This is a genomic window from Paenibacillus sp. SAFN-054 (assembly GCF_051966755.1).
In the GTDB taxonomy this organism is placed as follows: domain Bacteria; phylum Bacillota; class Bacilli; order Paenibacillales; family Paenibacillaceae; genus Paenibacillus_AQ.
Window position 1 is genome coordinate 93,406 of the sequence record NZ_JBQCKS010000001.1, and the last position, 23,309, is coordinate 116,714.

At 53.0% G+C, this 23,309-nt stretch carries 17 protein-coding genes; 11 read left to right on the forward strand and 6 right to left on the reverse strand.

Features of this window, described 5'->3' with window-relative positions; genetic code table 11:
* Positions 1-76 precede the first annotated feature (76 nt).
* The 5 genes from ACTHPM_RS00490 to ACTHPM_RS00510 all read right to left on the reverse strand — a co-directional run bounded on the left by ACTHPM_RS00490 (position 77) and on the right by ACTHPM_RS00510 (position 8,832).
* Positions 77-2,128 carry a class I SAM-dependent methyltransferase gene (locus ACTHPM_RS00490; protein WP_440393241.1) on the reverse strand — a complete coding sequence of 684 codons (2,052 nt, stop codon included), beginning with the start codon at positions 2,126-2,128 and terminating at the stop codon, positions 77-79.
* Between the two features lie 213 nt (positions 2,129-2,341).
* Positions 2,342-4,846 carry a glycoside hydrolase gene (locus ACTHPM_RS00495; protein WP_440393242.1) on the reverse strand — a complete coding sequence of 835 codons (2,505 nt, stop codon included), beginning with the start codon at positions 4,844-4,846 and terminating at the stop codon, positions 2,342-2,344.
* A gap of 115 nt (positions 4,847-4,961) precedes the next feature.
* Positions 4,962-5,942: an ROK family protein gene (locus tag ACTHPM_RS00500; protein ID WP_440393243.1), complete on the reverse strand. Its 981-nt coding sequence runs from the start codon at positions 5,940-5,942 to the stop codon at positions 4,962-4,964.
* The gene (locus ACTHPM_RS00505) at positions 5,939-7,816 is read right to left on the reverse strand and encodes a class I mannose-6-phosphate isomerase (RefSeq protein ID WP_440393244.1); all 1,878 of its coding nucleotides are present in this window, start codon (positions 7,814-7,816) and stop codon (positions 5,939-5,941) included. Before ACTHPM_RS00505 ends, ACTHPM_RS00500 begins: the two co-directional genes overlap by 4 nt.
* An 89-nt stretch (positions 7,817-7,905) precedes the next feature.
* Positions 7,906-8,832: a helix-turn-helix domain-containing protein gene (locus ACTHPM_RS00510; protein ID WP_440393245.1), complete on the reverse strand. Its 927-nt coding sequence runs from the start codon at positions 8,830-8,832 to the stop codon at positions 7,906-7,908.
* A 203-nt stretch (positions 8,833-9,035) separates the two neighbouring features.
* Here ACTHPM_RS00510 and ACTHPM_RS00515 point away from each other — a divergent pair, with 203 nt between their 5' ends.
* From ACTHPM_RS00515 to ACTHPM_RS00530, 4 genes are read left to right on the forward strand one after another with little or no spacing between them, the layout of a single operon-like run.
* Positions 9,036-10,484: a spore germination protein gene (locus ACTHPM_RS00515; RefSeq protein ID WP_440393246.1), complete on the forward strand. Its 1,449-nt coding sequence runs from the start codon at positions 9,036-9,038 to the stop codon at positions 10,482-10,484.
* Positions 10,481-11,626 (forward strand): Ger(x)C family spore germination protein, encoded by a 1,146-nt coding sequence (locus ACTHPM_RS00520; RefSeq protein WP_440393247.1) that lies wholly within the window; start codon positions 10,481-10,483, stop codon positions 11,624-11,626. The genes ACTHPM_RS00515 and ACTHPM_RS00520 overlap by 4 nt, the downstream gene beginning before the upstream one ends.
* 42 nt (positions 11,627-11,668) lie before the next feature.
* On the forward strand, positions 11,669-11,863 hold the full coding sequence (locus tag ACTHPM_RS00525; protein ID WP_440393248.1) for a hypothetical protein: 195 nt from the start codon (positions 11,669-11,671) through the stop codon (positions 11,861-11,863).
* Between the two features lie 40 nt (positions 11,864-11,903).
* Positions 11,904-12,998 carry a GerAB/ArcD/ProY family transporter gene (locus ACTHPM_RS00530; protein ID WP_440393249.1) on the forward strand — a complete coding sequence of 365 codons (1,095 nt, stop codon included), beginning with the start codon at positions 11,904-11,906 and terminating at the stop codon, positions 12,996-12,998.
* Positions 12,999-13,123: 125 nt separating this feature from the next.
* Here the strand turns inward: ACTHPM_RS00530 and ACTHPM_RS00535 are convergent, their stop codons facing one another.
* Positions 13,124-15,730, reverse strand: coding sequence for an exo-alpha-sialidase (locus tag ACTHPM_RS00535; protein ID WP_440393250.1), 2,607 nt, complete (start codon positions 15,728-15,730; stop codon positions 13,124-13,126).
* Positions 15,731-16,014: 284 nt separating this feature from the next.
* Here ACTHPM_RS00535 and ACTHPM_RS00540 point away from each other — a divergent pair, with 284 nt between their 5' ends.
* From ACTHPM_RS00540 to ACTHPM_RS00570, 7 genes are all read left to right on the forward strand, one after another.
* Positions 16,015-16,656: a GDSL-type esterase/lipase family protein gene (locus ACTHPM_RS00540; protein ID WP_440393251.1), complete on the forward strand. Its 642-nt coding sequence runs from the start codon at positions 16,015-16,017 to the stop codon at positions 16,654-16,656.
* Positions 16,657-16,831: 175 nt separating this feature from the next.
* Complete coding sequence (locus ACTHPM_RS00545; RefSeq protein ID WP_440393252.1) at positions 16,832-17,521, forward strand: response regulator transcription factor; 690 nt, start codon at positions 16,832-16,834, stop codon at positions 17,519-17,521.
* On the forward strand, positions 17,514-18,608 hold the full coding sequence (locus ACTHPM_RS00550; RefSeq protein WP_440393253.1) for an ATP-binding protein: 1,095 nt from the start codon (positions 17,514-17,516) through the stop codon (positions 18,606-18,608). The genes ACTHPM_RS00545 and ACTHPM_RS00550 overlap by 8 nt, the downstream gene beginning before the upstream one ends.
* Before the next feature lie 64 nt (positions 18,609-18,672).
* The gene (locus tag ACTHPM_RS00555) at positions 18,673-19,431 is read left to right on the forward strand and encodes a TrmB family transcriptional regulator (RefSeq protein WP_440393254.1); all 759 of its coding nucleotides are present in this window, start codon (positions 18,673-18,675) and stop codon (positions 19,429-19,431) included.
* Positions 19,432-19,580: 149 nt separating this feature from the next.
* Entirely contained in the window at positions 19,581-20,765 is a 1,185-nt protein-coding gene (locus ACTHPM_RS00560; RefSeq protein WP_440393255.1) for an MFS transporter, read from the forward strand.
* Positions 20,766-20,782: 17 nt separating this feature from the next.
* Positions 20,783-21,328, forward strand: a complete 546-nt coding sequence (locus ACTHPM_RS00565; protein ID WP_440393256.1) for a hypothetical protein — start codon at positions 20,783-20,785, stop codon at positions 21,326-21,328.
* 261 nt (positions 21,329-21,589) lie between these two features.
* A complete protein-coding gene (locus ACTHPM_RS00570; protein WP_440393257.1) occupies positions 21,590-23,305 on the forward strand; it encodes a hypothetical protein in 1,716 nt (571 codons plus the stop codon).
* Positions 23,306-23,309: the final 4 nt, after the last annotated feature.

The window sequence follows — 23,309 nt, forward strand, 5'->3', positions numbered from 1 at the left end:
TTTATCATTTTTTCAATAATGCGGTAAAAACTCTTGGCTGAGAGTGAATGAAGGTTTTTTCTTGCTTGAGCAGCCGCTATTCCCTTTTTTCGATGACAATAAAACAAGTGCTGTCGGGTAATTTCACTTCATTGTAATTCGTATCCAATAGCGTGATTTTGGGAGCCAACGCTTCCTCATATCCCTGCTGCAGATAACTTTTAAGGACTACGATTTTCGCACTATCGCCACAGGTCTCCTCAATGGTTTCGCGGTATTCCTGCGGGGTGAAATATCCGAACTGCTCCTGAACCTCATGAGCATACGCCTCGGGCCCCCAAGTGTACGTATAAAGGAACTCCATGACATCGTTGACGGGAAGCCGCACATGAGTGATGCCACCTGCCGTTTTGAAGGTCTCATACTTTATGGTTCTCCCCTTGAAGTCACGCGCGTATTGATTGAAGATGTCCAAATCGGCAGGGTTAGCGAAACGGATCAGACGTTCCATATGTTCAGGTTCTGTTTTCACTCCGTCACGAATAATAATCCTCCCGCCACGTGCCAGAACTGAATAAGCTTCCTTGAGGATTTTCTTGATCACATCTGCATTAAATTTGGATCCCTCATAGGGGATGTATGAATAAAGCTCATGAAGTACGGAGCTGAAAATGAAAGTGGATACTTCCCCGGCTGGAAAGGTATCCGACAGGTTTAAAGCATCGCCGCGCCGGATATTCCAGCTGCGCCCTTCTTCAAATTTCCGCTTATTTAATGCCGCAATGACGTTTTCTGCAATATCCATTCCTATGATATTTTTCCCGGGAAAAGCAAGGGAAAGCTCATCCAGTAAAGCGCCTCCTCCAGGACCGATGTCAACAACCGTATCGCCGACAACGTAATCAAGAATCAAGCGTTTATGTTCCAACGAACCGTTCATGTCGTCCAGATAGCTTTCTTCATTCTGCAGCCGGTCGTAGGCATCTCGGCGAAATTGAAACAGATCGTACAGCATTACAATCGCTTTCTCGAACAGGGGTCCCGAATTTTCCGCCTCCATGCAGAAGCTGAGCAGGCTTTCGCTGACATTTGAAAAATGGAAATTAAAACTGGTGACATGGCCGTTCAGATCGGTGACGCAGTCCAGGCGGATATGATCATTGACAGGGAAAGCGTGGTTTACAATTTCGGCAAAGCTAATCTGGTCTAAGTAGTGCTCGATAATGCGCTGCCGGTAGACATTGAGAGTCTTCTTACCCTTCGACTGATAATAAAGCCCCACCATCAAATGTTCAAAAGAGATGTGATTACTGGATTGGCCGGCTTCGATGAGCGCAATCATCATCATTTTAATAAAATGCTCGTCAGAAAAACCGCTAAGTGCGGCCTCCACATACCAGAACGTTTTGCCGGGCATCCCATCATCGATACACTGTTTAATCTCAGGATGCTCTAACCAATGGGACAGCTCACCAGTATTATGGCTGCGAAGCTTAACCAAACGCTGAAACGGGGTTTCCGGAGCGAGGTCTCGGTTCAATAGTTGTTCCAGAGCGTCTAACACAAACGTATCGAGCTCTAACCAGAGCTTCTCTGACACGGCCCGAATCATGCACTTATTGTATATGTAGAGTGTCTTCGCCAGTTCATCACGGGTTAGAATTTTCCCGTCGATAATGCGGAGTAATGGTAAGCTTTCATGGAGTTCGACTTCGCCACGCAAGTATTGGCCGATTAAACCATGAGTGAGGATCATGAGGTAAATGATCTGGGACCGTTCATCGGGGAACTCTTCACAGTCAAGAGCTTTCTTGTAAAGCTGAGCCGATCCCACATTATGCACCACCAAGTTTATCCCTTCGTCAGCCCATTGTTTCCGGCGCTTAGTGGATCCGGCTTTGGCTGCATCCGACCATAGCAGCACTTCTGCGAGCAGATCACGCTGCCAATAAGATATATCCTCGTTTTTCAATAGCTCCAGCGTATGAAGTACATAATCCAGAACAGGATTCCGGTAGTGCTCCGCACTTAAGGAAGAAACACGCTCATAATTAATGATGGGCCGTTCAGCTTCAACCAAATATTGCAGTGCGACGTTAGAATACGGTTTATGATTTTGGTATGCAGATATCTCACTTAATACAGACATGGCATTTCCCCACCTTATGATGATTAAAATTTAAGGATATTTTACCACTTTTCAGCTGAGTTCTGATGCAGTCCGAGACCCCTAAATTTTCACCGTGAACCTGATTCCCCGCAAGTGATGATCTGTATCTATGTTTACACTAAAAAAGTGCCCTATCATAAGGGCACTTTTCGTTTCAATATTACATCCATGACAGGATACGAACAAAGCTTTTCAGCGCATGCGGCATACGACAAAAGGATCGTGCAGCGCCTGGATTGCCGCCGCAAGCTCTTCCTCCGGCTGTGCCGACTGTACACTAACATGGTACGTAAATTCATAAAACCCGCCCAGCGTCGCTTTGAAATTGGTTTCCCAGTAGTTGGTCATCAGCCACGCGTAGGCGGCAGGCTTCTCATCAGCGGGCTGCTGGGTATGTACCCGCCGCGTGCCATACTCCAGCGGACCCCACTGCATGAGCGGTGTATCCGGCGACGCAAGAAGCAGCGTGTTCTGCTCATCCTGCCAGGCGATGCCGGCTTGAACGCAGGCGTAATCGAGGCAGGTTCCCGGAATCTGATCTATCCACGGGCGGACCACCCCTCCCGGTTTGTCGGCATACAGCGTGTCTCTAGATGGGTTACCGCTCGTAAACGGCAGCGCGAGGTAGAGGTTTTCCGGACTCCATACGCTGTCCTTGTGAAAGCGCGCGGACACGTCCACCCGGTTCCGGCCTGCATGCACCCGCAGGAACAAGGCGAAATAGGAGAGTCCATCGAGCTGATAGGCCAGCTCCACCGACGCATACAGCGGTCCGTTCTCCAGGGTGCGTACCGATACGAGGCGTCCGGAGAAACGTTCGGCGTGGATGCCTTTACGGTTGCGCCCCATGCGTGCACGGGTGCTCCATACTTGGGAGGCGTCCGTCGGATCGGCAGGCCGGGTCACCTCGTAGATCGGGGTGAAGGCCCCGTACGGATCCTCGCTGCGCAGCATTTCAAGGCCTTGCTCCTTGTTGAACCAGGAGCGGATGCCGCTCTCGGACCAAGTCAGCCGGACGTATGGGGACTCCAGGCTGCCGCGGGTCACGCGGATTGGCGGGTGGCCGCTTGCTGTGTCTGATAATGGGGCAACGATATCGTCCATATCATAGACCTGATCGGCTCCGATCAGACGGGTGTTGGACGTCGTCGTCCCCTCGTGATGGCCCTTCACCAGCGGGCGAAGGAACAGGAAGCAGGTTTCCTGCGCCCCTAGCTTCAACTCGGTCACGATGGTCTGCGGATGGGAGGATTGCTGCGGCAGCACCTCTCCGGTATCCTCCCGCACAACTTCGACGCCTTCGCGAAGGGCGCCGGGTTCCCAGCCGTCCAGCTGGAGCGTGACGAGCTCCATGACTTCGCGCCCGGACAGATTGCTGATCCGGAAACGGTACGGCCGGCCGGGGTAGAGCGCAGCGCCTCCCTGAGACAGCAGCACCTTGTCCAGGGCGCGATAGGCTAGGCGGCTGGCCTCGGCCGCATGTGCCTGCTTGCGGACTTCCAGCAGCTGGACGTTCTTGTGCCACGGTTCATAGATGGAGGAATGGTAGCCCCAGGTATGCTCGGCGTACAGCGCCAGCTGCTGCTCCACATCATCCAGCTCTGCCCGGCTTACCGAGATTGCATCAGGGTCCAGCTTTTCAGCCTTGCGGAGCGTGCGCTGGGCATCCCGGTAGATTTGGGTATGCATCGGGGTAGAGCTGACGCCGTCTGTCCACCAGTCGGGCCAGTCTCCAAGGTGGACGGGGAGCGTGTTCAGATCTTCCTGTTTCAGACGGTCGAAAAAGCCGCTCAGGCTGGTCATTTCGATCGATATCTGCTCCCCGTTTTGCTCGTTCCAGGCCGCGATCCATTCGATGATCCGGCTGTTGGGCGCGCCGTTGTCCGTGCCCAGGCCGGACAGCATGACCGGCGCGAACGTGTACGGATACTGCTCGGCTTCGAGCTGCGCCAAATATCGGCGAATACGGATGGTGGCGATGGCATCATGGATGGCTTCGGGCTCGACCAGCTGATGGTCGAATTCGTCGCGGATCATGTATTTGCCAAGCGCGTCCGGGCAGAGACCCAGCTCGTTGCCGATCATGTAATGCTCGCCGTTCCAGACGAGAAGACGGCGGCCGTCACGCGTCTCCCACCAGAAGGGAGCCTGCTTGCGGCCGAGCGCATACATGCCGTGATGCGTGTGAATGCAACTGAACAAGTGCTGGATGCCGTTGTTCAGCAGACTGTCGGCATAACCCCAGCCGTAGCCGTTGATATCCGCGGTCATGGCGCTGTCCACGCTTGCGCCGATGGAGGCGGCATAAGCTTGGGCTTTGCTGTGGATGTTTCCGAGCAGGCGCTCGTCAGGGAGCTCCGTCATGTTCAGGTAGGTGCCGGACAGCTCCAGATCGCCGCGAAGGACGGCACCTGCAAACGATTGCTTCTCTTCGGGTGAAGCCGTCTTCAGGAACTGCTCGACGGCCCAGAACGTTTCGCAGGTCCAGCGGAATCCTTTCCATTCGGGTCTTGTGCCATCATGGGCGGCGTTCGCGATGTGAAGCGCCTGACGGATGAAATCGACATGGTACTGCTCGATTTTCTCCTGACGTTCGGTGTATCCGATGTCGGTATGGGAATGGTGAATGACGTAAATCGTCCACTTACGCTTCGGCAATGGCGCGTCGGCAAGTTTGATTTGTTGTTCTAATGACATGATTGAACCTCCTTGGGAGACAGGAATGTGAAATATTGGGTTATAACAACCGCATAAGCCGGAAGACCGCCGCATAACCGAAGAAGCCGGGTAAGTCCGGCAGCCCGGGGCAGCTTCATTCAGCCGTAGCCTTGCCTTTGCCTGTAAAGAGCAGGTCGATTCCGCCGAAGACCTGCGGCTGCAGATCTTCTTCATATTGAAGGGGCAGCAGTACCGGAAGCAGTGCCTCTGTCAGGGAAGTGCCGAATAACGGCAGGCTCCTCGCAATTTGGCCGCCCAGAACGAGGCGGTGCGGACGAAATGCGGATGCATAAGGGCGCAGCATCCGTCCGAGCCGCTCGCCGTAAGCATGCCAGACCCGGAGAGCTGCGGGCTCGTTCCGGGCGGCAGCATGGGCGAGGTCGACGACATCCTCGCCGGCCTGCCGCGCCTGCATCCCATCGGCCAGCGCAAGGATGCCGCGCCGTCCGAACTGCTCGTCGACCGGCCTGCCCTCAAACAACTCGGCGTACAGCATGCCGCCGGCTGGCACGCCGTCCGTGCCGCGGATGGCCTGCCCGCGTTCGATGAAGACCGAGCCGAGGCCGGTGCCAAGGGTCAGGCACAGAAGCCGCTCACCCGGGTACCGCTTGGCGGCGCCCAAACCGAACAGGGCGGCATCGTTGCCGAAAGCGATCTCCGCCGAGGCGAGCTCGCTCATCCATGCGCAGCTGCCCGGCAGCCGTGCCCGCCGGTACAGCTCTTGCCTGAGCAGGCTGCCCACCGACAGGCCATAAAGCTTCTCGTATTTGGCGAGTCCCTTGATAAGGCAAACGCCTCGTTCATAATCGAAGGGACCGGGAAATGCGGCGCCGATGCGGAAGGTTACCGGGTGCTCCGCCGCCGACCGGCTGCCCATATAAGCAGCGGCGAGCCGAAGGGTCAGATCGGCCAAACGGGCGGTGATGGTCTCTGCGTCCGCTTCCGAACACGAAGGCTGCTCCAGGCGCGGTTCGGGCAATAGGAGCCCGTTCTCAAGCACGCCGCCCTTGACGAAGGTTCCGCCGGCATCGAGGGCTAGCGTCACAACCGTCCGGTTCGGCAGGCTGCCGCTCATCCTCGTTCACCCGGCTTCCAATGATGCGGAAGCAGCGGGGTATGCCAGCCCGGCGATACTTGGGCCCGGATCAGCGTGCAGGGCCCGGGACCCACCGGCTCAAGCCGATAGCAGCCGGTCGCGGCGGGAATGATGTAGGATTCGGCATAGCTCCATTCCACGGCGGCTGCTGCATCATCGCCTGGGATCAGGCGGACGCGACTTCCTTCGACCAGGTTGTACATGACGAATCCGCCATCGGTATCGTCTTCCCATGGGCCCTCTAGCCGCAGCCTTTTCACTTGAAACAGCAGGTCATCCCGCTCGCCGAGAAGCTCTTCGGTGCTGTTTCCCTGTATGCTTGATATTTCTGGTTTCGCGATCAGATGCTTGTGGACATATCCCGTGTCGAAGCGATCGATCATGTTCTGCTCCGCATGCTCCCGGTTGATCGGACGGGGACGGCCGTCCTGGTCCAGGCGGAGATGATCGTAAATTTTAAAGGTGAACCACCAGGTCGTCGATGAAATTTCGAGCACGAGGTTATGCCTGCCGGCGAAATGGACAGCTCCCGGCGGGATCAGATAGAGGTCCCCTTTGCGGGCTTCCCACACGTTGACATACCGCGAAATGTCCAGCGGCTGGCCTGTATCATGGGCATGATCCACCGCTTGAAGCAGATCGCTGCCGCTTATTCCTTCTTTGAAGCCAAGGGCGACGAGAGGAGACGTTCCAGGCTTTTGTTCCATGATGTAATAGGATTCCTGCTGCGTCATTACCTCGTTGAATGTCCGCTCAATGTATTCCTGCTGCGGATGCACTTGTAGGGACAGACTGTCGCCGTCGATTGTATCCAGGTAATCAAAACGAATCGGAAAATAATCCCCAAACAGCTCCACGTTGCGTCTTCCCATGATTTCCACCGGGTGAGCGGATAGAAGGAGGGAGAACGGAACTTCGATCACGTGGCCGCAGGCTTCGATCAGCAGCGTGTTCTCAGGGGCGATCGGCTCGAATCCCCAGGCGCAGTTGGACAAGTCCGCAGGCAGCCCGCACAGCTCTTTCAAGTACTGACCGCCCCAGATGCCCGGAGCAAAGAATGGCTTGACCCGAAACGGTCTGCCCGCAATACCCTCCAGTACTTGCAGCAGGGACGGGAGGGCCGCCCAAGTGGGGGTATCGGGCTGATTCATGTCGATATAATAATCGAAATCATCCATGTGCTCCCGCCGATAGTTCTCCCACACGGGCCATTCCAGGAACAACGCCTGCTTGTAGGTTTCGACAGGATCACTGCATTCGCCAAGGCCGAGGCTGCCCATGCCCATGCGGTGCAGCTTCTGCTGATTTTCCCTGGACAGATCGCAGTAAGCGGAGACATGGGCCGAAGGAGAGAGCAGGAGGGCTCCGGGTCCCGCAATCACCACCACGGGGATCGGTCCTGCGCCGGCTTCGTTTAACGCGACGAGGTTATTCAGCTTCTGCTGGACATCAAGCAGCCATGTATCTTGCGCCCCCTCCTGAAAATAGCTTTGCGGCAAAGCATCGGCTGCTACCCTTCCAAAGGCGCGGTTATCGGTGAGGTAAGGATGGAATTGGCGAAGGAGCTCCTCCGGTCCTTTCATGTAATGGACCGTGTCCACCAAGACACAAGGGACATTCTGTTCCTGACAGTATGCGCGGAGACGGTTCATCCATCGCTCGTAGGAGGCTCCATGGGCAGCATCGATTGCTACGATGAAAGCCGGGCCGCTATGTTTGTTGTATATGTCGGACCATCGGCTTATCCAGGAGTCATATCCTTTCGATAGACCGGCAAGGACAAGGTCAGGGTTTGCAACGGAAGTGTAATTGATGGGTGAAGGGTTAAAGGATGAGGACATTGCTGAAGTCATGACGCTTCCTCCCTGTATATGAGTATGTGATCATTGTAAGGGGAGAGGGAGAGAGCGTCTTTAAACAATCTGGAACAGCTTTTGTACAATCAGGACATCTTCGGCGGATAATGCTCTTTGCCGGAACGGCCCTCGGCAAACTGCGAACGCCTGAATTTTGCCGGGGATACGCCTATTCGACGGGAGAAAATTTTGGTGAAATAGTGGACTGACTGAAATCCGCATTGTACTGCGATTTCCTTCACCGGCACATCGCCTTGGAGCAGCAGCTGGGAAGCGCGCTGAACCCGGCGTTCCTGAATATAGGGAACGAACGATTGATTCAGGTTGGCTTGAAACAACCGCGTTAAATGGCGGGGAGAAATATGAAGATGCCCGGCAACCAGGCTGAGCGTAAGCTCTTCGCCCAGATTGTCGTCAATGAACAGCTTGGCCTGCCGAAAAAGCGAGCTGTCTTCGGGGCCCTTGTCCGAAAGGTTGCCCGCAATATCCTGCCCCGTTCCGTGAAGGGAGAGAATCGACAGCATCAAGGACATGGAGATATGGCCCAGAATCGGCAAGGAGGGAAGCTTCGGACTCTGAAACATGGAGATAAGCGCTTGCCAGAGATGACCCGCCGGTTGTTTATCCGCATCATGCACCACCGGCCGCCCGTGTTCGGCCAAATGACGGTACGCTTCCAGGTGCGTCGCACCAGTCTGCTGGTCGTCCACTTCGAAGGCGGCGTAGGATAGCGTCAGTCCCGTCGCGCTCCGGATCTGGTGCCAGACGCCGGGCAGGGACAGGAAGGCAGTCCCTTTGCGCAGCGGATGCTCGGTGCCTTGCTCGATATACGATCCCTCCCCGTCCAATACGTAGCAGATTTCAAAGAAGGAGTGGCGGTGCATTGTATTGTCGTAATGGGTGGGCATAAATCCCCAGTACATGATGTTAAGGGATATATCGGCTTCCTCCAGCCGGGTCAGCTCGCGGTTGCAGACCTGATTGGCCCGGCGGAAAACGGTTTGAATGGTCATTTCAGGATGTTCTCCTTTAGGGTGAATGGTTGAATGGTTATGTTCCGTAACAAAATCATGGATCATGCCATTCATTATAGCGAAGATTCAAAGGGCTAACATCCAGAAGATCCTCATTTCGGTCCCTTCCGAATAAATCCTGCCATTTTCAGCCATCCTATAAAAACAAAATCTGGAACAGGATAGGGAGCCGTGCAATGAATATGGATGCCAACAAAACGACGGCTGCGCGAATGAAAGAATTGCTGGCGGCGAATGAGGATATCGTATATCAGCCCTTCCATGTTCATGGAAAGTCCTGCACGCTGGTGTACATCGCGTCCATCATAAATATGCAGGTCCTGCAGGATCGGATTGCCCAGGTCCTGGTCGAGGAATCCGCCAAAGAAGAGGAAGAACCCTGGGTCAGCCGGTTGGAAAAGGGCACATTTTTTCCGCTGCCTGCCGTTAAGGCCCGCACTTTGGAAGAAGCCATCAACCAGTTGGTTCAAGGAAAGGTCATCTTCTGCCTGAACGAAATCAGCGATATCTTTATGTTCGACCTGGTAAAGTACGAGAAAAGGTCGGTAACCCAGTCCCAAAACGAGCTTGTGGTCATCGGTCCCCAGGAGGCCTTCATCGAGGATATCGAGACGAATCTGTCCTTGCTGAGGCACAAGATCAAGCACCCTGATCTCAAAACGATCCGTTACGAGATCGGAGAATATACGAAAACGATCATCTATGTCGTATACATTGAAGGGATCTGCGAACCGGACATCGTGAAGGAGCTGGATCAGGAGCTGCGAAGCATTTCCATCGACGGTGTATTCGGTATCAGCTACACGGCCGAACAGATGAAAAGAGAAAGCCGTACGCCTTTTCCGCTGTTCCAATATACAGAGCGTCCGGATTCGGTTGCTGCATCCTTGCTCGAAGGAAGGGTAGGAATGATGCAGGACGGGACGCCATCCGCGCTCCTTGTTCCGGTAACGCTGCTGTCCCTGATCCAATCCTCCGAAGATTATTACCAGAGCTTCTGGTCCGCGAGCTGGATTCGCATCGTCCGGATTTTTTTTGCTGTCCTTTCGATGCTGCTTCCATCCTTATACGTGGCCATTACCACGTTTCAGCCTGAAATGATCCCGACGGATTTGCTCTTGACCATTACGGCTGCACGAGAGAATGTCCCGTTCTCCGCGCTTACGGAGGCGTTCATTATGGAGCTGACCTTCGAGGGCTTGCGGGAAGCGGGGACGCGGATTCCGAAGCCCGTCGGGCAAACCATTTCCGTCATCGGCGCCATCGTCATCGGACAGGCCGCAGTTCAGGCGGGCATCGTCTCTTCCCCCATGGTCATCGTTGTGTCGATTACGGGAATTGCCTCGTACATCATTCCGCATTTCGAGCTGGGACTGACGCTGCGGATGCTCCGGTTTGTGCTGCTTATCGCGGGCGGAACGATGGGGCTGCTGGGCGTATTCCTGATGGCGTTTCTCGTATTCGGCCACCTCGTCAACCTCAAAAGCTTTGGCGCTCCCTATATGCAGCCGCTTGCACCCTTGATCTTCAAGGAATGGAAGGATATTTTCGTTCGCGTTCCTTCGTCTGCCATGAAGACCCGAAGCACGTCTTACACCACGCGGAATACAAGGAGACAAAAGCCGAAATGAAATCCTGGATACGTTTGACCATCTGCATCCTCCTGCTGATGCAAACAGGATGCTGGTCCAAAGTCGAGGTGGATGAGCAAATTTTCGTGCTGGCACTGTACATCGACAAAGGGGAGAAGCCGGGAACCGTGGAAGTGACAATCAGCAGCCCCTTGCCAAACCGCATGATGTCCGGTCAACAGGCAGGCAGCGGCGGGGGCGGCAAGCCTTATGCGATGGTTTCCAATACCGATTTAACGCTGTCTGACACGATCCGAACGATTCAAAGGGATCTGACCCGGCGCCTCAATTTCGGACATACGCGTGAGATCGTTGTCGGCCGGGAATATGCGGAAGAGGGGATCGGCGAGCTGCTGGATTGGATCGACAAGGAGCCCAGCTTCCATATCAGCACGTTTCTCACTACGGCGGAGGGAAGAGCGAGGGAGATTGCCGGACTGCTGCCCCTGTATGAACAAATGCCGGCGGAAGTGCTGCGTAAAATGACCATGCAGCATACCTTGTTCACCACCAAGGTGAAGGAGTGCCTGATTTCCTACTACTCAAAAGTCGGATTTGCTACCAATTATATGTCTATCTCGGTTAAAAGGATGCCCAGCGAAAATGAACGTCCCGAAAAGTGGGGAGGGATTCACGGTGCAGCCTTGTATCAAGGAGACAAAATGAAAGGATCCCTTCCTGCCGAGGAGGCCAGGGTGCTCGCTTGGGCGACCGGAAGGCTCGGAAAGCAGGTCTTCACGGTGACCTGGGATGACGGCCAAAGCTATGCGAGCGTCATGCTCAAGGATATGGAGGCTGTCAGAAGAGTTAGGATGACCAAGCAGGGACCTCAATTTTCGATCAAGCTGAAGGCTGACGGGAGCATCGTAAACCAAAAGGATGCCAAACGCCGGAATGATACGGAACTGAGCCGCCTGGTCACCGATTTACTCAACAAAAAGGTAGTTCATGAACTTGAATCCGCGCTGGATATGACGAAAGAATCCGAAGCGGATGTATTGAAGCTGGGCCTGCTGCTGGAGTGGAAATACCCGGCATACTGGAAAGGCGTCCGGGATAACTGGCCCAAGGAGTACAAGCATTCGCGACCGGTTCGCATTAAAGCTCAGGTCGATCTCACGAATATAACCAACCAGCCTTAATGACTCTTAGTATGATTATTAATCGGAAAGGATGAGTTCTTCATGCTGGCTGTATCGTTTGCTCTCTTCGCGGCGGTGGAGTGGAAGCTATCCAAAAACAAGGCCTCGGGCAGCAAGGCGTTTTGGTGCATATTCTCCGTCTTTCTCCTCTGGAATCTCGGGGCCAACCTGATGCCTGGCTGGCCGAATTTGAACCGCCTGGTGATGTCGGTTCTTGGCTGGATCATCCAATCATGATCTGCTTGACCTTAATATAAGAGTGAAATGGGGCATATCCATGCGTTCGACATCCTTCCAAAGCTTCCGGTTCGCGTGCATCTATATGCTGACGATTCCGCTGGCCTTCATGATTCCACCACTCATCGCCACTTCCAATTACCAGGGATGGATTCCGATCCTGCTTGGCGGCGCGATCAATGTCGTGCTGATCTTGTGTACCTATAAGCTGGGGAAAAAGGCATCCAAAAGCTCGTGGGCTGATTTCGGAGAGAAAGTAGCCGGCAAATGGGGACATCGGATCATTCAGGCCGTTCTGCTATTTTGGAGCGTTTACTACGTATCCCTGGATATGGAGCAATTCACGCTGTTTTATGGTTTTGTCTATATGCGGGAGACGCCCCCCTGGTTTCTGCAGCTGATGGTCGGGATCGTCATCTGGATTGTGGCTCGCTGGGGGTTCACCTCGATGGTATATATTGCCGACGGCACGTTTATGATCATCCTGATCGGCATCGCCTTCCTTCTGGTCGTGCTCTCGGGTGATGCGGACTATCAGATGCTGCCGGCCCTGTTCAATCATTTCGATATCGGAACCATATCCAAGGACGTGATCAGCGTCATCTCCTGGATTGGAGAGTGGTTTGTCTTTCTTTACATGCTTCCGGAGGTGACTTTCGATAAGAAGACGCTGCGCAACCTGCTGCTATCGAATGCGCTCGTCATTTTCGCCGTGCTGCTTACCTGGCTGCTTGTTCTATTGAACTTTGGACCGCATTACGGAAGCCATCTCAAGTATCCCGTGCTGCAGTTGATCCGGGGAACCTCCTTTACCGGAATTATCGGCAATGCCGATCCTGTCTTCATCGGGTTATGGGTTATGTCGATGGTGGTGCATGACGCGTTTCTGATCTATATCGGGGTTACCTGCATGAGCAAGCTCTTTAAAATCAAGGAGACCAAGCCGCTGCTGACCCTGCTGATGGGCACGGCCATCGTTGCAGCATATCAGTATTCCAGAAATACGACAACGTACCAAAAGGACCTTGCCGAGCAGGCTTTCATTTTGTTTTGGGTCCTCATAGATGGATTGCCGCTCTATTATTTACTGCTGGGCCTGATCCGCAGGAGCGTGAAAAAGAAGAAAACTTCATAGGGAGCCATTCTCTGTCCACCTCATCATGCGGGTTCTTATGTACTGTACGAGATATAAAGAAACGGTACGTCACATGGACGTACCGTTTTTGATGATATATCGCTCCGTGAGATCTGTGGGGAAGACTATGGAGTCATCATCCAGTCGAGGTTGAACTCCGTGTAATAGGTATTGCCGGTAATCCGTTTGCCCGCGCTATTGATAATGGTATCTTCATATGCCAGCCCGATATTGCCGTTGGGAAGTACCGTGAGCGAAGAGTAGGCATAAGTCCCGGTCGTAATGACCTTGGAATACTTCCATGTCGCTCCGCCATCTTCACTGAGCCTTACCGTTCCGTTCGCTCTCGTGGTGCTGGCCGGATTGGCAAGAATGACGCGATCCTTTCCGTCGCCGAGATCCGGATAGTTGATCGCTGTCAGCTGACAGTTTGAATCGATTAATGCGTTATCGGCAAGAGCGGCCGACCATGTCGCTCCGCCGTCTTCACTGATGGAGACATGAACCTTACCGCCATGCCGCATGAACATCCGGAGGTTCCCGTTGCCGTACTCGACAATAGCAGCTTCCGAAATGCTGGATGATGAAGCCGGAGAAGCGCTTCTGGTCCAGGTTTGGCCATGGTCATCGCTGTAAACGACGGCCGTGGTCAATAAACCGTTGGCTGTGGTGGTGTAATAGACGGGAAATAACAATCTTCCTGCATGGGGGCCTTTTTTAATCTGCATGCCTTTGCTTGGCCCTGTGCCCAGGAACTTCATGTTCGGAGCCTTCACCTGAAAGTTGATGTCTACCGGTTCCGACCAGGTCACTCCGTCGTCGTCGCTCTTGATGTACTGCAGGAACGATGTTTTGGTCTCATGAAAAATTTCCGGTTTAATGCCTTGTTTCAAGTATATGTTACCCGAATAGGTCGAACCGTTGTATACATCGCCGTTGCTTCTTACGTTGTACGGGGTTTGAACACCGGTGCTGTTATACACATTTCCATTCGCCCTGATCGTGTATGCGGCATTGCTGTTATCGTATACAAGCTTATAACCGTTCGCATCGAATCCGGTACCTGCTGCGGAATTCAAAGCGCCGATCGCACCTGGGAAATGATCGAACATCATGAACAGGGTCCCTGTTGCCTCATCCTGAAGCATGCTGGGATCGATCGATGAGGAGCCGTCAGTCAGCGTTCCCGGATAGTCAGCAACAATCTGCATCGGTCCAAAGGTGTGGCCTCCATCGGTGCTTCGTTTGATGCCGGCGTTAATGTCGTAGGGAGCGTCGTTGTCATTAGGTATGCGCTGGTCAAATCCTAAAATCACCGTTTGGTTGATCGTGGTCAGCAGGGAGGGGATGCGGTACGAATTAGCGTCCGCAATGCCTTTTCCCAGCAGGGCGACCGGAGGGGATTTATACTGGTTTCCAGTAAAGGTCGTCGTCGTGACGGGAAGGCTCCAAGCCCCTGCTTCCGCTCCGTTTACGGCACGCACTCTATACGTATGGGCCGTGCCGGCCGAGAGCCCGGACTGCGAATACGAATTTGCCTTGCTGCTGATGACGTTACCGTCAATCTCAAGGTCATACCTCGCAGCTGCAGCAGAAGCGTCCCAGGTCACATAAACCTGACTGGAACTTACAGGGACAGCACTCAGGCCGGTTGGAGCCGGTGCTGTATTATTACTCCCTCCAAGCACGTAGACGCTTATTTCGGCCGCAGAAGCAAATCCGCCGACCCCGGCCACGCCTTTAAGCTTGACATATCGTACGTTTGGAACCGTAAATACGGCTGTTTTGAGCGTTCGGTCATTTGTCCAAATTCCGCGGGCCGCTTGCGTGTACTGGATACCATCTGCGCTGGTGTAAATTTCATAGCTTGTGATCGTTCCATTCCCTGATCCGGCATCCTGTCTAGGCAAATAAGTAAGCTTGGATGTGCTGAACGCCTGTCCCAAGTCGAGCGTAATTTCTCTTGTCGTATCCGAGCCGTTCCAAAGCGTATGCCAAATGGTGGATGCGCTTCCGTCCAATGCTTTGGCCGGTTCATTGCCCGTTTGAAAGCTGGATGCCGACGCCGTCATTTGAGACGGAGGGATGAGGCTATCCGAGCTGATGCTGAGCACCTCGCTTGGGCTTAAAGCCTTGCTGTATACGTTTACAAAAGATATGTCACCCGAGAAGTACCACTGGCCGCCTCCGTTGTCGGCATTCCGGCCGACCCACATGCCATTGATGCCTGTTACATTCGCGAAAAATTTGGCGGAAGGGCTGGATGCATTCAGGGCTCCGTCCACGTACATTTTGGTCCCGCTGCCGTCGACTGTGATCACAGCCGTATGCCAATTTCCATCATTGAAGGAGCCTTGGCCGCTTAGCTGGGTTGCGTAGACGTTGTTTTCCCTATTTTCGAAATAGACCGTGCCGTTGTTGACCGTTAAAGAAATATTGCTGGAAGGATCGAGCGTGTCGGAGGCGCTAAGTATGGTTTTAGCATTCGCGGTGCTTGAGGATTTGAATTTCCCGACGATGGAACCCTGCGTCAAGCCGGCCACAGAAGCGATATCCGTTGTTTTGTCCACATATTCGCTGGTGCCGTTGAAGCTTTGATTGATGCCGTAAGAGAGTATAAGCCCATCAGGTAATGCAGCCTTTGCCTGGTTTGTGAAGAAGAGCAGTGAAGACATGGCCAGGATGACAGTCCAAACATAAACTTTGGTTTTACCGTTGCTTCTGATTCCCATTCAATCTCGTGCCTCCTTTAAGATCAGGTGATGCAATTTACGCGATGGACACCGCGGTTCCTGTCCCCCCTTTTTTTGGATAAAGCAAAATTTGAATGTCTGTTATGACATTACAGCGGGTGAACGAACATGGAAATCCCTTTCTTTTTACTTTCGGTATGCTATTTTTACCTTTATGTTATCAAGAAACAGTTGTGAGGCCCGGATGTATAACATGAGGTATTCCAACACGGGACGCGAATATGTTAACATGATTAAAAATATGTGTTCCAGGGAGATGTAACATGAAGAGGAGAATTGTCTGTTTCGGGGATTCGAATACGTGGGGGTTTGACGCCCAGAGCGGCGGCAGATTTGATGAAGACACTAGGTGGACAAGCTTGCTCAGCTCACTTTTGGATGATTCATTTCAGGTGGTGGAAGAAGGTCTGCCGGGCCGGACGAGCGTGTGCGACGATCCATTGACCGAAGGGCTTTCGGGCATTTCCTATATTTATCCTTGCCTGATGTCCCATTCACCGCTAGAGCTCGTCGTCATTATGCTGGGTACGAATGATACCAAAGACCGGTTCGGTCTGACTTCATACAATATCGCCGAGGGGATTGTCAGACTTGCGACCAAAGCCAAAGGGATGGCCGTAGGCGTGAACGGAAAAGCACCGGAAGTTCTTGCCGTTGCTCCCCCGCATATTGGAGATGAGTATGTCCGTACCGAGATTGGAGGAACGATGGGAACCCAGTGCAGCGGCAAATCGAAAGAGATCGCCAAGCACCTCGGCAAGCTGCTGGGGCATACCGGAATACATTTTGCCGACGCAAGCGGGCATGTTCCCATGAACGACATTGACTACATGCATCTGGATCCGAAGGGGCATCGGCTGATGTCTGAATTTATGTATGACCAAATTGTCCGTATTTTACCGTAAAAAGGAATCTTGACCTAACAGGGAACCACGAGCACGCATAACCGTTTTTCGGTACGCTACCGCAGAACGGTTATTTTCTTTTTCCAAAAGCACCCGGAGGCAGTCATGCCTGTGGAATGGGCGGTTTTGTCATATCCGGACCTCTTATGTTAAGTTGATAGGGGGAGGAGATGGAATGAACCGTATTACGATTCTGATCGCGGACGACGATCCGGAAATTGCGGATCTGATCGCCTTGCATCTGACCAAGGAAAACTACCACTGTGTGAAGGTACATAACGGACAGGATGCCATCCAGGCTGTTCATTCGCAGCCGATCGACTTAGCGATTCTGGATATCATGATGCCGAAGTTCGACGGATATGAAGTTACGAGACAGATTCGGGAAAAGTATTATTTTCCGATCATCTTTTTGAGCGCCAAGGCCTCGGACTTGGACAAAATAGAAGGCTTGGTGCGGGGAGCGGACGACTACATGACCAAGCCGTTTAATCCGATGGAGCTGGTTGCCCGCGTGAATGCGCACCTGCGGCGTACGGCACAGCTGACTCAAATGGCCGCCGCGAGCAAGCCTGTGATTGAGGCAGGAGGGCTCGTCATTGATCCGGAACAGCGAACGGTCAACCTGTACGGCAGCAACATCGAGCTCACGCCGAAGGAATTCGATATTCTATATCTGCTGGCCCGGCATCCGAAAAAGGTGTTCAGCGCCGAGAACATCTTCGAGCAGGTATGGGGCGAGGATTACTTCGAGGGCGGAAATACGGTGATGGTACATATCCGTACGCTTCGCAAGAAGCTCGGGGAAGACAAGAACAAGTTTATCAAAACGGTATGGGGGGTAGGCTACACGCTCCATGCGTAAATTCATCAACAGCTTTCGAACACGAATGATATTGCTTTTGATGCTCAGCATGCTCGCTTCCGGCGCGGTGACCTTCACCATCTATAAAATTTTGCAGTATTATTACCGGTCCGAGGTGCAGTTCGAGAATCCGCTGACGCGAATCCGGTATTTTATGAGGGATGTCGGCGACGTCAACGCATTTTTGATCATTTTCGTGCCGCTTGCCGTCCTGTTTTTCTTTCTGTTTACGAAGCCATACGGAACCTATTTCAAGAAAATTTCACAGGGCATTCACGATCTCGCCGAGGGAGAGTTTTCGAATAGGGTACAGATTTCTTCGCGGGATGAGTTCGGAACGATCGGCAAAGATATTAATTTGGCCATGCAAAAGCTCAGGGATGCGATCGAAAGAGGAGACGAAGCGGAGAGCAGCAAGGATCGCCTGGTGCTGAATCTGGCGCATGATCTCCGCACGCCGCTGACCTCGATCATCGGATATCTCGATTTCATCCTTCAGGATCAGGACGTTTCGCAGGAGCAGGCAAGGCATTACACGCAGATCGCCTACAGCAAATCCCAGCGCCTGCAGAAGCTGATTGACGAATTGTTCGAAATTACGAGAATGAATTACGGCAAAATGAAGCTCGATAAAAAACCGCTGGATTTAAGCGAACTGCTGCTGCAGTTATGCGAAGAGCTGTATCCGGTGTTCGAGAAGCACGACATGACCGCCAATCTGTCCGCAGACCGGGAGCTTAAGGTTATCGGCGACGGCGAGCTGCTCGCGCGCGTGTTCGAAAATCTGCTAACGAACGCGGTGCGTTATGGGAGCGACGGACGAATCATCGATATTCGTGGTTATGTGGAGGCAAGCGACGTCGTCGTGCAGGTCATCAACTACGGGGATAGCATTGACGCGAAGGACTTGCCTCATATATTCGATATGCTGTATACAGGTGACCAAGCCCGCACGCACCAAAGCGGGAGCACAGGCATCGGGCTCTTCATCACCAAAAATATCGTAGAGCAGCATGGAGGAACCGTAACCGCGCAGAGCAGCTCGGAACGGACGCTGTTTGAAGTCAGACTGCCTCACAACGCGTAAATGCAAGGAAGGGCGGATATATGGTACATTGATACCAAGTTCGATAGATCGGGGTTGGAACAGGTTGCTGCATAAATTCGGATTTTCCCAGTATGAAAGCAAAGTATATGAAACGCTGGCTGCGACGATGCGGCCGATGGACGCGACGATGATCGTGAAGCATTCCGGCGTACCGAAAGCGAAAATTTACGAGGTAATCTCCCGGATGGTCGAAAAGGGCATGGTGCTTGAGTCCATTTCAGACAAGAAAAAGATGTATACCGCCTTGGCGCTTCCGCTCGTTATTGAAAAGCTGACGTCCGAATTTCAATCGGACATCAAGGAGCTGGAGCAGCAGAAGCAGGTTAAGGAGATTGTCGATGACCGGGTATGGAGCCTGAAGGCCGATACATCGATTGAATCACAGATCAGGCAGATGCTGCAGGACGCGAAGAGCTCGATCCGATACTCCTCCTGGCAGGATGATGTTCTGAAATACCTTCCCCTCTTGGAGCAAAAGGAACAGGCGGGGATACGGGTCGAAGCATTGTCCATCGGTGAGCTCCGCAGCACGCTGAACAATTTGGTTATCATGGAGCCGAGCGAGGAGCATGTGTCGCTGGAACGCTTCCGGCTGCTTATTGTGGATGATGCCGAAGTGATCTTTGCAGGTGTGGAGCATGAGGAGTGGCAGGCGATCATAACAAGATCGCAGCCGTTCGTCCGCGTATTCACGGAGTATTTTTATCACGATGTGCTCCTGAGCAAGATTACGACCAAATACCACGAAGTGTTAATGAACGACAAAGAGATTATGGACCAGCTTCTGCAGCTGCGTTATTAAGCCGAAAATGGAAAATGTCAAAACGGATAGAGAACAGCTCTGTCCGTTTTTTGTGCCGGAAATTTCCCCTTGCTGATGATGGTTATATAAGTTACTATTACGGTAGTAACCAAAGAGCGACATCTTAGAGAAGGGAGTATGCACAGCATATGAATGTTAAAATTTACATCTTGGCCATTGCCTGCTTCGTGACAGGCATGGTGGAACTGATCGTCGGCGGCATTCTTGACCTGATTTCAGGCGATCTTCATATATCCTTAAGCGCTGCCGGTCAGCTGATTACGCTGTATTCGGTTATTTTTGCGATTTCGGGTCCGGTGCTGCTGGCTGCAACCGCCCGCATGGAGCGAAAAAGACTATATCAGATTGCCCTGCTGGTCTTTATCGCGGGCAATGTGCTTTCTTCCGTAAGCTCAAGTTTCCTGATGATGATCATTGCACGGGTGTTGTCGGCTGCGAGCAGCGCGCTGATCACGGTATTATCCATTACGATGGCTTCACAAATGGCGAAGGAGGAATATAAGGCCCGGGCGATCGGCGTTATATTCATGGGCGTCAGCGGCTCGCTCGTTCTGGGCGTTCCCATCGGCATGATGCTGGGGAATGCTTTTGGCTGGCGCGCTCCATTCATGATGATTACGGTATTGTCCGTCGTATCGCTGATCGCAATCTCGCTGCTCATACCGAAGACGCAGCCCGAGGTGGCCATTCCGCTGCGGCAGCAGCTGGCCTCTTTGAAGAACGGGAAAATCATTTTTGGCCAGCTGATCACGGTGCTGATGCTGACGGGTCATTTGACGCTTTATGCATATCTGACGCCATTTCTGCAGGAGACGCTGCATTTGGGCGCATCGGCGCTCAGCCTGTTTTATTTGATCTTCGGCATTGCAGCCGTCCTGGGCGGCGGTGTCGGCGGCTGGGTAACCGATAAATTCGGGCCGCAAAAAAGCATTATTGCGATTGTGAGCACGTTCGCGGTGATCATGTTCCTGATGCCGCTTTCGACGGTTTCGGTTTATGTATGCCTCATTGTCATGGTTGTATGGAGCGCCCTCAGCTGGTCGATTTCTCCATCACTTCAGAGTTATCTGATTCAAACGGCGCCTGAGTCGGCGAATATTCAACAAAGCCTTAACAGCTCGGCCACGCATATCGGAATCGCGATTGGCTCGGCCATCGGAGGCATTGTCATCGAGAAATCCTCCGTATATTACAACGCTTGGGTTGGAGTTATTTTCGTCCTGCTGGCCCTGGGATCTGCTGTGCTGTCGATCACTTGGAAGAAGCGCGGTAAAGCTTCCAAAGCGGCAGGAGCAGCTCAGCCTTTACAGTAAACAGGAGAGGTGTACACATGAACGGGGCTTATCTGTTTGAATCCGCCAAATGCATGGCTTTAACCCTTCAGCTCATGCAGGGCGGTCCGGTAACCGGTTATACGGAGGATCAGGCATATATGGTGCACGAGTCCGGTTCGGGATCGGTATCGGGATACGCGGCAAGCTTGCCGGGCGGGGTTGCCGACTTCGAGGAAGGGACCCTGCCCGAGCGTGGACAACCCATTTACGCAGCGCATGTGACAGGGGAGATCAGCCGTGAATCGCTTCTCGAATTTTATGAAAGACTGTCCATGCTCCGCCAGGATGACGTCATCAACGGACTGCTGACAAGCGGGGAATTCAGGCTTGCGGCTCCCGAACATGCCCATGTCTTCGCTTATGAACGGAGACAATGCGGCAAAAGGCTTCTGATCGTATCCAATTGGAGCAAGGATTATCTCGACTTCAGCTTGGATCGCGATTTTGTGGAGGGAGATATCCGGGTATCGGTGTATCCGCATCTCATGCTCTCGGAAAGGATGCTGCTTCGTCCTTATGAAGCTTTTGCGATATTTGTCTAACCTCCTTGGTAACGTTTCAATAACGTATATATTTGCTCAACATAAGGCTGCCTGCTGAAATCGTGCTGGCAGTCTTTTTTGTGGCATTTTCGACGTCATTAAGCGCAAAAATAATTATCGTATATTTATTTCTAGAAAAACAATACAAAGTATATTATAATACGAATAAGAATACTTAATATGTTGACATAAAGAGTAAAATATATTTTTGTCGGTTGGTGCTCAACTATGCAAAATAGGGAAGTGAGGGATGGGAATCCAGTGAACGATCATCTCGAAACAGGTGTTTTTCCATACGGCGGCATCGACGGTTTAGGCAGGGAGCTTCCACGCAGGAAGCAAACGGGGCCGCAGCGACCTGGAAGGTACGTCGGTCTGTTTTATTTTCTTTGGCTCGGCCAGCATGGTACGGAAGGTCCCTTTGACAATACACGGATATTGGAAGAGTGGCCGGAGTCGGTTCACGACCCCGATCACCCCGCCTGGGGACCGGAGAAAGCCTTCCATTTCTGGGGCGAGCCTCTGTACGGTTATTACCTGAATGACGATGCCTGGGTGCTCCGCAAGCATGTGCAGCTGCTCACCTGTGCCGGAATCGACTTCATCGTGTTTGATACGACGAACGCTTCCACCTACAAACCGGTATATGATGTCCTGTTCCGCGTCATGGATGAACTCAGCGGCCAAGGCTTTCAAGTTCCGAAATTTGCTTTCTATACGAATACGGAGTCGGGCGAGACCGTCAAGGAATTGTACGAGGATATATACAAGCCCGGACGCTACCGGCATTTATGGTTCCATCTGAAAGGCAAACCGCTGATGATCGGCGATCCGGAGGAATGCGACGCGGAAATACGGCAGTTTTTCACGTTCCGGCTTAACCAATGGCCGAATGAGGCGGCCAAAACAGGCGGCTTTCCATGGATCGAGTTCGAACGGCCGCAGCGCGTATTTTTTAATGAAGAAGGCGAGAAAGAGATCATCAGTGTATCCGTCGCCCAGCATCCGAGCGTTGCCATGAGCGATACGCCGTTTTATCACTATGGGGACAATTGGGGGAGAGGGTACTCTGAAGGGGCCGCAGATGAAGAGAGCAGCTCCATGGACGCGATTCTGCAGGGGAGGAACATCACGGAGCAGTGGGAATACGCCCTTGAAGAAGACCCGCACATCATTTTCGTGACCGGCTGGAACGAATGGATCGCGATGCGGTTTAGAGGTGCGCCGGAGCGACCTGTTCTTTTTGTGGATCAAGCGACATTGAACTTCAGCAGGGACATCGAGCCGATGAAAGGCGGGTACGGGGACCTGTATTACATGCAAATGATCGGTTACATCAGGCGATTTAAGGGAATGCCCGATGGGACGGGATGCAGCCATCACATGAAAACCTCCATTTGGGAGGGCGAGCGCTTTAGCGCATGGGAGGATGTGAATCAGCCCTACCGCGATTTCGAAGGGGATACCGCTTCCCGCAGCCATCCGGGCTATGGCGGGCTCCATTATGCCCACGCGACAGGACGAAACGATATGATCCGTTTCAAGGCGGCGCATAACGATGAAAGCCTCTTCTTTTATGTGCAGACGAGGGAGCCGATCACACCCCACGCAGGGCGGCACTGGATGATGCTGCTGCTTCGTCTCGAAGGGCAGCCGCATAACGGATGGGAAGGCTATCATTTCATCGTCAACCGCTGCGTTAAGGATGCATCGACCTCGCTGCTCGAACGAAGCACGGGCGGCTGGAATTGGGAGCTTGCGGCAGAGGTCCGATACGACGTGCGGGGCAGCGAAATGCAGCTGGAGCTTCCGCGGGAAGCGCTAGGTCTCGGCTTGCCGCTATCAGAGCTGCGCTTTGAGTTCAAGTGGGTGGATCACATGCAGAACGAAGGAGACATCGCCGACTTGTACCTATATGGCGATGCCGCTCCGGAAGGAAGGTTGAATTTTGCGTACGACAGCCGCCGGGAAGGCTGACTGC

Excerpts from the sequence above, each read along its gene's own strand:
- ACTHPM_RS00490 (WP_440393241.1), bottom strand. The coding sequence starts at position 2,128 with ATGTCTGTATTAAGTGAGATATCTGCATACCAAAATCATAAACCGTAT.
- ACTHPM_RS00495 (WP_440393242.1), bottom strand. The coding sequence starts at position 4,846 with ATGTCATTAGAACAACAAATCAAACTTGCCGACGCGCCATTGCCGAAG.
- ACTHPM_RS00500 (WP_440393243.1), bottom strand. The coding sequence starts at position 5,942 with ATGAGCGGCAGCCTGCCGAACCGGACGGTTGTGACGCTAGCCCTCGAT.
- ACTHPM_RS00505 (WP_440393244.1), bottom strand. The coding sequence starts at position 7,816 with ATGACTTCAGCAATGTCCTCATCCTTTAACCCTTCACCCATCAATTAC.
- ACTHPM_RS00510 (WP_440393245.1), bottom strand. The coding sequence starts at position 8,832 with ATGACCATTCAAACCGTTTTCCGCCGGGCCAATCAGGTCTGCAACCGC.
- ACTHPM_RS00515 (WP_440393246.1), top strand. The coding sequence starts at position 9,036 with ATGGATGCCAACAAAACGACGGCTGCGCGAATGAAAGAATTGCTGGCG.
- ACTHPM_RS00520 (WP_440393247.1), top strand. The coding sequence starts at position 10,481 with ATGAAATCCTGGATACGTTTGACCATCTGCATCCTCCTGCTGATGCAA.
- ACTHPM_RS00525 (WP_440393248.1), top strand. The coding sequence starts at position 11,669 with ATGCTGGCTGTATCGTTTGCTCTCTTCGCGGCGGTGGAGTGGAAGCTA.
- ACTHPM_RS00530 (WP_440393249.1), top strand. The coding sequence starts at position 11,904 with ATGCGTTCGACATCCTTCCAAAGCTTCCGGTTCGCGTGCATCTATATG.
- ACTHPM_RS00535 (WP_440393250.1), bottom strand. The coding sequence starts at position 15,730 with ATGGGAATCAGAAGCAACGGTAAAACCAAAGTTTATGTTTGGACTGTC.
- ACTHPM_RS00540 (WP_440393251.1), top strand. The coding sequence starts at position 16,015 with ATGAAGAGGAGAATTGTCTGTTTCGGGGATTCGAATACGTGGGGGTTT.
- ACTHPM_RS00545 (WP_440393252.1), top strand. The coding sequence starts at position 16,832 with ATGAACCGTATTACGATTCTGATCGCGGACGACGATCCGGAAATTGCG.
- ACTHPM_RS00550 (WP_440393253.1), top strand. The coding sequence starts at position 17,514 with ATGCGTAAATTCATCAACAGCTTTCGAACACGAATGATATTGCTTTTG.
- ACTHPM_RS00560 (WP_440393255.1), top strand. The coding sequence starts at position 19,581 with ATGAATGTTAAAATTTACATCTTGGCCATTGCCTGCTTCGTGACAGGC.
- ACTHPM_RS00565 (WP_440393256.1), top strand. The coding sequence starts at position 20,783 with ATGAACGGGGCTTATCTGTTTGAATCCGCCAAATGCATGGCTTTAACC.